At 65.9% G+C, this 10,049-nt stretch carries 10 protein-coding genes; 5 read left to right on the forward strand and 5 right to left on the reverse strand.

The window, feature by feature from the left end; genetic code table 11:
* A partial coding sequence (gene egtE / locus WAN71_RS24275; RefSeq protein WP_422227773.1) for an ergothioneine biosynthesis PLP-dependent enzyme EgtE occupies nt 1–1,063 on the forward strand: 1,063 nt, incomplete at its 5' end.
* A gap of 3 nt (nt 1,064–1,066) precedes the next feature.
* Here egtE and WAN71_RS24280 read toward each other — a convergent pair.
* Entirely contained in the window at nt 1,067–1,759 is a 693-nt protein-coding gene (locus WAN71_RS24280; RefSeq protein WP_422227774.1) for a class I SAM-dependent methyltransferase, read from the reverse strand.
* A gap of 35 nt (nt 1,760–1,794) precedes the next feature.
* Complete coding sequence (locus WAN71_RS24285; protein ID WP_422227775.1) at nt 1,795–3,273, reverse strand: glutamate--cysteine ligase; 1,479 nt, start codon at nt 3,271–3,273, stop codon at nt 1,795–1,797.
* A 151-nt stretch (nt 3,274–3,424) separates the two neighbouring features.
* Between WAN71_RS24285 and WAN71_RS24290 the strand changes: the two genes are divergently transcribed.
* Nucleotides 3,425–3,859 (forward strand): hypothetical protein, encoded by a 435-nt coding sequence (locus WAN71_RS24290; RefSeq protein ID WP_422227776.1) that lies wholly within the window; start codon nt 3,425–3,427, stop codon nt 3,857–3,859.
* 75 nt (nt 3,860–3,934) lie between these two features.
* Nucleotides 3,935–5,479 (forward strand): glycerol kinase GlpK, encoded by a 1,545-nt coding sequence (gene glpK, locus WAN71_RS24295; protein WP_422227777.1) that lies wholly within the window; start codon nt 3,935–3,937, stop codon nt 5,477–5,479.
* A gap of 46 nt (nt 5,480–5,525) precedes the next feature.
* Here the strand turns inward: glpK and WAN71_RS24300 are convergent, their stop codons facing one another.
* Nucleotides 5,526–6,248: a PadR family transcriptional regulator gene (locus tag WAN71_RS24300; RefSeq protein WP_422227778.1), complete on the reverse strand. Its 723-nt coding sequence runs from the start codon at nt 6,246–6,248 to the stop codon at nt 5,526–5,528.
* 147 nt (nt 6,249–6,395) lie between these two features.
* On the opposite strand from WAN71_RS24300, the gene WAN71_RS24305 reads away from it, so the two are divergent.
* On the forward strand, nt 6,396–6,803 hold the full coding sequence (locus WAN71_RS24305) for a hypothetical protein (RefSeq protein ID WP_422227779.1): 408 nt from the start codon (nt 6,396–6,398) through the stop codon (nt 6,801–6,803).
* A 12-nt stretch (nt 6,804–6,815) separates the two neighbouring features.
* Here WAN71_RS24305 and WAN71_RS24310 read toward each other — a convergent pair whose 3' ends face one another.
* Nucleotides 6,816–7,637, reverse strand: coding sequence for an RDD family protein (locus WAN71_RS24310; protein ID WP_422227780.1), 822 nt, complete (start codon nt 7,635–7,637; stop codon nt 6,816–6,818).
* 64 nt (nt 7,638–7,701) lie between these two features.
* Between WAN71_RS24310 and WAN71_RS24315 the strand changes: the two genes are divergently transcribed.
* Nucleotides 7,702–8,694, forward strand: a complete 993-nt coding sequence (locus WAN71_RS24315; RefSeq protein ID WP_422227781.1) for a stage II sporulation protein M — start codon at nt 7,702–7,704, stop codon at nt 8,692–8,694.
* A 1-nt stretch (nt 8,695) separates the two neighbouring features.
* Here the strand turns inward: WAN71_RS24315 and WAN71_RS24320 are convergent, their stop codons facing one another.
* On the reverse strand, nt 8,696–10,018 hold the full coding sequence (locus WAN71_RS24320; protein WP_422227782.1) for a DUF58 domain-containing protein: 1,323 nt from the start codon (nt 10,016–10,018) through the stop codon (nt 8,696–8,698).
* Nucleotides 10,019–10,049: the final 31 nt, after the last annotated feature.

Below are 10,049 nucleotides of genomic sequence, written 5' to 3' on the forward strand. Positions count from 1 at the left end.
CGCGGCCTGCTCGCGGCAGAGCTTCGCGGTGCTCGACGCCGCCGCCAGGCACGCGCGGCACGAGGCCGAGGTTGGCGGATATGTCGCGGCTGAGGCGGCAAAACCTGTTCTCGACGCCGGACGCGCCGCCGTCGCCGCGCTCGCCGGTATGCCCGACGCAGAAGTGGTGTTCACCACCGGGGCGTTGCACGCGCTGGACCTGCTGCTGGCCAGTTGGACTGGCGGTCGGACCCTGGCGTGCCTGCCTGGCGAATACGGGCCCAACCTTGCCGTCATGGCCGCGCACGGCTTTGCCCGCCGCCCGTTGCCGACCGACGGCGAGGGCCGCGTCGCAGTGGACCAAGCCGCCGCCTGGCTGGCTGCCGACCCACCCGATTTGGTCCACCTGACCGCGGTGGCCAGCCATCGCGGCGTGGTGCAACCGCTGCACCAGATGGCAGAGCTGTGCCGGGAATTGGGTCTGCCGCTGGTCGTCGACGCCGCCCAAGCACTCGGGCAGGTGGACTGCGCTGCGGGCGCCGACGTGACCTATGCGTCGTCGCGCAAATGGATCGCCGGCCCGCGCGGCGTCGGTGTGCTTGCCGTGTGCCCCAGCCTGATTCAGCGGCTCCGGCCGCGGCTGCCGCCGCCGGAATGGGTGTCGTCGCTGTCGGTGGCCCAGCGACTCGAACTCGGCGAAGCCAATATAGCTGCCCGCGTGGGGTTTTCGGTTGCGCTGGGTGAGCACGTTGCATCCGGCCCGGCTGCGGTGGGCACACGTCTGGCCGAGGTGGGCCGCATCAGCCGGACCGTACTCGCCGATGTGCGCGGGTGGCGGGTGGTCGAATCCGTCGACGAGCAAAGCGCCATCACCACGCTGGCGCCCGTCGACGGTGCCCACCCGGAGAAGATCCGCGCGTGGCTGCTCGCCGAACGGCGCATTCTGACCACATCGGCGGGGGTGGAACGGGCGCCGCTGGAGCTGACGGCGCCGGTACTGCGGATTTCGCCGCACCTAGACACCACCGCCGATGAACTGACGACCTTCGCCGAGGCGCTCACCGATGCGACTGCAGCGGTGTGAAGTTCAACCGGCCTTGTGCGCGGTGAGCAGATAGGCCGGCAGTTTCGCCCGACCCTTCTCGTCGCGGGAGAACTCCGGCATCTGGAACGGCGCATCGGGGTTATTCGGCGGGATGTTCGCATGAATGAATGCCGGCTTGATGTCGTCGATCTGCCAGTGCTTCGACACCGCGTCGTGTAGTTCGGCTTCGTCGACGGTGTTGGGTCCCTGTTCGGCTTCCGGGGGGAAGGCGCCCTTGGCGAACACCAGCACGTAATAGTTCGCCGCCGGGGCCGCTGCCTGGTGCACCGAGCGCAGGTAGCCGTCGCGGTCCTCGATCGGCAGCGAGTGAAACAGCGTGCTGTCCACCACCGTGTTGAACCGGCCTTCGAAGCCAGGTGGGTATCCGGTGAGCGCGGTGATGTCGGCTTGCACAAAACTGGCTGTGTTCAGTCCGCGCTCTTGCGCCGCCCGGTTGGCGGCGGCGACAGCGGTGGGCGTGAGGTCGACGCCGACCACGGTGTAGCCGTCGGCGGCCAGGGCCAGCGACAGCTCGGCGTAGCCGCACCCGGCGTCGAGCACATCGCTGCGGAACTTGCCGGCGGCGACCAGCGCGGCCAATTCCGGCTGCGGCTCACCGATGTTCCACGGCGGTGGTCCTTCGAACCTGCCTTGCTCGCGGTATGCGCTGTCCCAGTCCATTACTTCATTTGGCATGCATTCCAACGTACTAGGCGCAGCCGGGGCAGCGCCTAACCCGCTGTGTCCCAGGTGTGCACCGGCTCGTTGGTGTGCATGCGCTCGCAATACCGCCGCAGCATCTCGGCCAGCGCTGCAGGCCGCGACATTCCATCCTTCTGCAGCGCGCGCACGGTCGACACCTGCCAGACCGCACCGTTGCGTCCGCTGCGGGCACGGCCCTCGATGACGCCGAGAAATCGGTCGCGTACCTCGGCGGCGACGCCCCACCGCTGCAGTCCGTCGTGCGCCATCGGTAGCAGCTCAGCGAGCACCAATCCCTCAGGGGTCACCTCACCCAGCCCCGGCCAGTACAGGCTTGCCTGCATGCCGTGCCGAGCGGCCTCGACGAAATTCTGTTGGGCTGCAGCGAAACTCATTTTGGTCCATAGCGGACGGTCCTCTTCGGACAGCGTTCGCAACATGCCGTAGTAGAAAGCCGAGTTAGCCAGCATGTCGATGACCGTCGGCCCAGCCGGCAGTACACGGTTCTCCACCCGCAGATGCGGCCGCCCGGCCGCGACGTCGTACACCGGCCGATTCCACCGGTACACCGTGCCGTTGTGCAGGCGTAACTCCGAGAGCTGCGGGGTGCGTCCGGCGGCGAGTTCGGCAACCGGATCTTCGTCGGACACCTCCGGCAGCAATGACGGGAAGTAACGGACGTTCTCCTCGAACAGGTCGAAGATCGACGTGATCCAGCGTTCACCGAACCACACCCGGGGCCGCACACCCTGGGTCTTGAGCTCGTCGGGCCGGGTATCGGTGGATTGCGCGAACAGTTCGATGCGGGTTTCGGACCACAGCTGATGACCGAAGAAGTACGGCGAGTTCGCTCCCAGCGCCAGCTGCGGCCCGGCCAGCACCTGCGCGGCATTCCAGTTATCGGCGAAATCGGCGGGCGATACTTGCAAATGCAACTGCATACTGGTGCAAGCGGATTCGGGGGCGATCGACGCCGTATACAAACTGAGCGGCTCCGGTCCGCTGATGTCGATTTGGATGTCTTCGCCGCGGGCGTTGAAGATGGATTCGTTAAGAGCCGCGTATCGGCTCGATTGACTCATCCATCGGCCGGTGAGGTGCTCGGGCATCAGCGTCGGCAGGATTCCGATCATGACGATGTGGGCGCCCCCGGCGTTGGCCTTGGTCTCGGCGGCGTTCAAACTGGCCCGCACCTCGGCTTCCAATTCCACTCCGGTGTGGCCGGCCAGCGGCCGGGGGGGCACGTTGAATTCGATGTTGTAGGCGCCTAATTCGGTCTGGTACGCCGGATCGGCGATGGCGGCCAGAACATCCTGGTTCGACATCGCCGGCTGATAGTCGTCATCGACCAGGTTGCATTCGATTTCCATCCCGGTAAGCGGGTGCTCGCACTCGAAGCTGGCCTGCGCGAGCATGGTTTCGAAGACGTCCAGGCACAACTGCACCTTGCGCCGGTACTCCTGCCGGTCTACGCGCTCGTAGGTGGTCCGCTTGACCTCATCGCCCACATCGCCGATGCAACCGGTTTACCGGGCGCTCCGCAAGCATCCGAAATCGCCTTGCTCTACACGAGCCAAATATGGTATTGACACCGCGTCAGTATTACTGAATAATCTCAGCCTATTCTTACCCGGCTCACAGAAAGGTGGGGTCAGAAAAATGAGTAACAATCACCGCCGCACGGTTGGCGTCGTCGGCATCGCTGCTGGTGCGTTGCTGGCCCCTCCGCTCATCGCGCTGCTAGCCAGCCCGCTGGCCAGCGCAGACGACATAGTGACCATCGGCCCGTTTTCGGCTGGCGGGTTCACGGACACGTTGAGCCTCAACGACGTGACGTTCGGGGTCGACAACTACCTCGTTTCGTCTACGCCTGTTTTGGACCTCGACCTGTTTTACGGCCCGGGGACAAACTTTGGGCTCATCCTGACCGACCCTGGGGTTTTCCAGATCGGCTATGACGACATCGGCGGCACAACGAGTTTTATCGACAGCTTTACTCCCGCCGACTTCATCAGTTCCGACTTCGGACTTTCAGAAATCGCTGGCGGTGCGGGAGCTGCAGGGGCAGAAGCCCTCGCTGGGCTGGGCCTCTGAGCATCGCCACTTGATCGGAGGGACCGCTGGTCGGGGCCACAGCGGTCGGGGCGGCATGCGCTCGGTCTCGATGACTTGGCTGCCCGCGCAGTACATGATGGGCAAGTGGCCGAATTCATCGCTTCGATCGACCAGGGCACCACCAGCACCCGCTGCATGATCTTCGACCACGACGGCACCGAAGTGGGCCGCCATCAGCTTGAGCACGAGCAGATTCTGCCGCGGGCCGGCTGGGTCGAGCACAATCCGATCGAGATCTGGGAGCGCACCACCTCGGCCCTTATCTCCACGCTGAACAAGACCAACCTATCGGCGAAAGACATTGGTGCGCTGGGAATCACGAATCAGCGGGAGACGACGCTGGTGTGGAACCGGCATACCGGCCGACCGTACTGCAATGCGATCGTGTGGCAGGACACCCGGACCGACCGCATCGCGTCGGCACTGGACCGAGACGGCCGCGGCGACGTGATCCGGCATAAAGCCGGTCTGCAGCCGGCAACGTACTTCTCCGGTGGCAAGCTGCAATGGATTCTGGAGAACGTCGAGGGAGTGCGCGCCGCAGCCGAGCGCGGCGACGCCGTGTTCGGTACCGCGGACACCTGGCTGTTGTGGAATCTGACCGGCGGTCCTCGCGGCGGGGTCCATGTCACCGATGTCACCAACGCCAGCCGGACCATGCTGATGGATTTGGAGACCCTGGACTGGGACGACGAGTTGCTGTCCTTTTTCGACATCCCGCGCGTAATGCTGCCGTCGATTGCCGCGTCTTCGCCACGCCAGCCCTACGGCGTCACGCTAGAGACGGGACCGCTCGGCGGTGAGGTGCCGATCACCGGGATTCTCGGTGACCAGCATGCCGCGATGGTCGGTCAGGTATGTCTGGAACCCGGAGAGGCCAAAAACACCTACGGCACCGGAAACTTTCTGCTGCTGAACACCGGTGAGCAGATCGTCCGGTCGCGTAGCGGTCTGTTGACGACGGTGTGCTACCAGTTCGGTGACGCCAAACCCGTTTACGCGCTTGAGGGTTCGATTGCCGTGACCGGCTCGGCGGTGCAATGGCTGCGCGACCAGTTGGGCATCATCAGCGGAGCTGCGCAGAGCGAGGCACTGGCCCGTCAGGTCGACGACAACGGCGGGGTGTACTTCGTTCCGGCGTTTTCCGGGTTGTTCGCACCGTATTGGCGCTCCGATGCCCGTGGCGCGATCGTGGGGCTGTCGCGCTACAACACCAACGCGCATTTGGCGCGCGCCACGTTGGAGTCGATCTGTTACCAGAGCCGCGATGTGGTCGATGCGATGCAAGCCGATTCGGGTGTGCGCCTTGAGGTGCTGAAGGTCGACGGCGGGATTACCGCCAACGAGTTGTGCATGCAGATCCAGGCTGACGTACTGGGTGTCGACGTGGTGCGGCCGGTAGTCGCGGAGACCACTGCGTTGGGCGTGGCGTATGCGGCAGGCCTGGCGGTCGGCTTCTGGGCCGACCCGAATGAGCTGCGGACGAATTGGCAGGAGGGCAGCCGGTGGACGCCGCGCTGGAGCGATGATGAGCGCTCGGCGGGGTATGCGGGTTGGCGCAAAGCCGTGCAGCGCACCCTGGATTGGGTTGAGGTGTAGCTCCGGTGGGGACCAGAACGTGCTGGCCCCCACCGTCGCGGCTTGATCAGTCGTCTTGGCCGAGGATCGTGTAGATCTCGCGACGAGCGTTGTTGACGATGTCGATGATGCGTTGCTGCTGCTCAGCGCTGGCGGCATGAGCGGATTGCGCCACGGCGCCGAACAGTTGCCCGACGGCGGCGCGCAGGTTCAGATGGGCGGGATCGACGCCGTCGGCGATCTCGTCCCACGGTGGTGTCTCGACTTTCTCCGCAGCGGCCCGGCCGGCGTCGGTCAACTCGAAAAGCTTTTTACTGCCTTCGGTTTCCGTGCCGACAATCAGGCCCTCGTCGACCAGCAGTTGCAGGGTCGGGTAGACCGAGCCGGGGCTGGGACGCCACAGGTCCTGGCTGCGCTCGGCGATCTCCTGGATCATCTCGTAGCCGTGCATAGGCCGCTCGGCCAGCAGCACCAGGATGGCGGCGCGGACGTCGCCACGGCGACCACGTCGACCAGCCCCGCCACGGCGCCTACCGCGCGGGCCGGGGCCGAAGCCGAATCCGCCGGGGCCGAAACCCCGGCCCAAGCCCGGACCGAAACCGGGACCGAAACCCGGGCCGAACGGCCCGTCGTGGCCGGCGTCGTGACCGCGGACAAAGTCGCGGAACTCACGACGGGCCTGCCTGCGCTGTTCGTGCAGTGCGCGCCGTGCCTGTGGGTGGAAGCCGAAGCCCTGGGCTCCGGGGCCTCCCGGGAACGGCCCGTCTGGGTGGGGGAATGGGTTATCCATTTGTCATCTCGTTTCAGGAAAGGCAGCGCCGGATGCGCTACCGATACGACGACGATATATCGAAAACTATCGTGATGCAACGGCAGATTCTTGCCGGCCGCTTGACCAGCGGTTTGTGGCTGCCGCTAGCGGGGTAGCTCACCTGGGATGAACGAGAAAGACCGCGATGTGAAGATCGCCGAAGGTCTAGAACGCGACGAGGTCGCCGGCGAGCAGCCAACCGCGACCAGCGGCACCGATCGCAGCAAGCGCCTCCGATTCTGGGTGAACTGGGCGCTGGCGCTGTTGACCGTGGTGGGTGCCGGCGTTGTCATGGTCTTTTCGCTCGGTGCCGTGATGAGCACCGCCGCATGCAGCGACAAGCAATGTCCCAACCTCGGGCCCAACGGGATCAGCTTTGACGTGCTGTTCTACGGTGCGCCGGTAGTGGCCGCGGTGACGCTCATCGTTTCGTTTTTCACCGCGCACCGCCGGTGGGGCACCGTGGTCCCGCTGCTGGCGTTGGCGCTGTTGGCCACCGACATCACCATCCTTGCGGTCACAGTCGCGCAGTAGCCGGCGCAATCTCTAGCGGGGCGGCCAAAAGCCGCCCGTCGACGGCGGCCCCGACGGCCAGTTCTGGGTCGGCGGCGGCCATGCAGACGCCGCCGGCGGCCGTAACCGTGCGAGTTCCCGGCGGTGTCGTTCGGCCAGCACCGCGGCCAAGGCGAGTTGCGGCGGAGTTCCGGGCGGCGGCGGAGGGGCGACCTGGCTCAGCACGTCACCGGCGATCCGGTAGGCCATCTGGTCGCGCAGTCGCGGATCGAGTTGCGGTGCGCGGGCGAGGAATTGGCGCGCGATCTCAGCTTGCTCGGGGCTCAGGCCGGACAACTGCAGCGACGCAGCCCACCAGGCCAGCGGCGGTGGCATCAAGGGCAGTGGGCTCAACTTCGGTCCGCGTTCGCTGATCACCACCGTGCCAGCGAAGACGTCGCCTATCCGTTTGGCTTTCGGCGAAAGCATGCTGCAGATCACCGCCGGGCTGCCCAACAACATCCAGATCTCGACGACGGAGGCTAATGCGCGAAACAGCGCCTGGCGGAAGCGCTCCGGGCCGCCGTCCTCCGACACCACCCGCAGTCCCATCACCAGCTTGCCCACCGACCGGCCCCGTGTTGCGGTTTCGAAGACGACGGGATATCCGACGAACACCAGCACCGTCAAGATGATCATGATCGCCGCGGTCACGGCGTCGTCGAATTGGCTCAGCGTGGCCGCCCACAACATCAGCGCCACCAGATAGCCCATGACGATGACAGCGATGTCGATCAGCGCTCCAACGGCCCGCACCGGCAGTTGAGCGATCGGCACGTCGAGCACCACGGCGTCTCCGGTCACCACCTGCGGCATACTGCAAACGCTACCCGGCTTCTCGGCTACGGCGAGTTTGCCGGTAACGCTAGGCTGGACAGTGATGGATGTCGACGCGTTCGTCCTCGCCCACCGCGACACCTGGGACCGACTCGAACATTTGGTGAAAAACCGCCGGCACTTGACCGGTGCCGAGATTGACGAACTCGTCGAGCTCTACCAGCGGGTGTCGACGCACTTGTCGATGCTGCGCTCGGTGTCGTCAGATTCAGCACTGGTCGGCAGCCTTTCGAGTCTGGTGGCCCGCGCCCGGGCCGCGGTTACCGGTGCCCACGCTCCGTTGTCCAGTGAATTCACCCGGTTCTGGACGGTGTCGTTTCCGGTGGTGGCTTACCGTGCCTGGCGGTGGTGGCTGGCGACAGCAGTGGTGTTCTTCGCCGTCGTCACGGCCATCGCGGTGTGGGTAATCGGCAGCCCCGAAGTCCAATCCACGATCGGAACACCAAGCGAGATCGACGAATTGGTGAACCACGATTTCGCCTCGTACTACAGCCAGCACTCCGCTGTCGGGTTCGGGCTGCACGTCTGGCTCAACAATTCCTGGGTAGCCGCGAAGTGCATCGCGTTCTCCGTCGTGCTGGGCGTGCCGATTCCATTTGTGTTGTTCGCCAACGCCGCCAACCTCGGAGTCGTGGCCGGTCTGATGCTTCAGGCCGGCAAGGGCGACATCATGCTGGGGTTGCTGATTCCGCATGGCCTGCTGGAGCTGACGGCGGTGTTCCTGGCGGCTGCCGCTGGAATGCGGCTGGGGTGGTCAGTGATATCACCGGGTAATCGCCCCCGAGGGCAGGTACTTGCCGAGCAGGGTCGTGCCGTCGTCGCGGTCGCGGTGGGGCTGGTCCCGGTGCTGCTCGTCTCGGGTGCCATCGAGTCCTTGGTCACCCCGTCGCCGCTGCCGACAGCCCTGCGAATCGGCATCGGAATCCTCGCCGAGGCAGGGTTTTTGACCTACATCGTGTACTTCGGTCGACGCGCGGTTCGGGCCGGCGACACCGGCGATATCGCCGACGCGCCGGACGTCGTTCCAACCCGCTGAGTTAGAGCCGCCCGGTGGCTTTCATCGCCAGGTAACGGTCGGCCAGCGTCGGCGCCAGCTCGGTGGGGGCCGCGTCGATCACCTCCACTCCGCTGTGCCGAAGCCGCGAGGCGATTGCATGCCGGTCGTTTCGGGAATATTCGGCCGCCGCGGCGTCGTAGACCGCGGCCGCATCGGCCCGGCCGGCGGCAAGTTGGTCGACGCGCGGGTCGGCGATCGCGGCAAGGATCACCCGGTGCTTGGCCGAGAGCTGGGGCAGCACCGGCAGCAGCCCCTCGTCGAGAGCGGTCGCGTTGAGGTCGGTCAGCAGCACGACCAGCGAGCGACGCCGGGTTCGGCGCAGGATTGTGGAAACCATTGCAGTAGCGTCGGATTCGATCAACGCCGGCTGCAGGGGAGCCATTGCGTCAACCAGCCGGGCAAGCAGTTCGGTTCGCGACACGCCGAATACGCCGGCCCGGGTTACCCGGTCGTGCGCCAGGAAGTCGACGTGGTCACCAGCGCGCGAGGCCAGAGCCGCCAGCAGCAGAGCGGCGTCCATCGACCAATCCAGCCGGGGCCAACCAGTTGGATCGATCGCCGTCGGGTCGACACCGACCCGGCCGGCCGCCGTGCGCCCGGTGTCGAGCACGATGACGACCCGCCGGTCACGTTCGGGTCGCCAGGTCCGCACCACGACGTCGGCTCGACGGGCGGTGGCGCGCCAATCGATCGAGCGGACGTCGTCACCGACGACATACTCTCGCAGCGAGTCGAATTCGGTGCCCTGCCCCCGCGTTAGGGTTGGCAACAGGCCGTCGATCTCCCGGAGTTTAGCCAGGCGCGCGGGTAGGTGCTTGCGCGACAAGAACGGGGGCAGCACCCGGACCTGGCCGGGCACCGGACGTGACCGCTGCCGGCCCGCCATGCCGAGCGGTCCGATTGACCGCGCGGTCACCACCGCCGACCGCTGATCACCGCGGCGGATTGGCCGCAACCAGGTGTCCACCCGCTGCACCCGGCCGGCGGCGATGTCGACCGCGTGAGTGGCCGGTTCAGCCCGGGCGCTGGGAGCCCAGGCATCTCGAACCTGTCCGCGAAACCGCCGTCGGCCAGCATTGTGGATCAGCAGAGCGGCATTCACCGCTTCGCCGAGCCGCACCGAGCCGTTGGGCATGCGGGTGTACTGCAAATGGGATGGGCTGGCCGCCATACCGATGTCAGCGATCACCCCGATAGCCAGCGCCGCCAGCAGTATCTGAAAAGATCTTGCCGGCCAAGGTGATAGCACAATGGGCAGAACGCAGATGAGTGCGATCAGCCCCGTGCGCCCGGTCAGGATCACTAGCGTGGCACCGGGACTGAAGCCAAAATTC

The organism is Mycobacterium sp., from assembly GCF_049280035.1.
GTDB lineage: Bacteria > Actinomycetota > Actinomycetes > Mycobacteriales > Mycobacteriaceae > Mycobacterium.

Excerpts from the sequence above, each read along its gene's own strand:
- WAN71_RS24280 (WP_422227774.1), bottom strand. The coding sequence starts at position 1,759 with ATGCCAAATGAAGTAATGGACTGGGACAGCGCATACCGCGAGCAAGGC.
- WAN71_RS24290 (WP_422227776.1), top strand. The coding sequence starts at position 3,425 with ATGAGTAACAATCACCGCCGCACGGTTGGCGTCGTCGGCATCGCTGCT.
- WAN71_RS24300 (WP_422227778.1), bottom strand. The coding sequence starts at position 6,248 with ATGGATAACCCATTCCCCCACCCAGACGGGCCGTTCCCGGGAGGCCCC.
- WAN71_RS24305 (WP_422227779.1), top strand. The coding sequence starts at position 6,396 with ATGAACGAGAAAGACCGCGATGTGAAGATCGCCGAAGGTCTAGAACGC.
- WAN71_RS24310 (WP_422227780.1), bottom strand. The coding sequence starts at position 7,637 with ATGCCGCAGGTGGTGACCGGAGACGCCGTGGTGCTCGACGTGCCGATC.
- WAN71_RS24315 (WP_422227781.1), top strand. The coding sequence starts at position 7,702 with ATGGATGTCGACGCGTTCGTCCTCGCCCACCGCGACACCTGGGACCGA.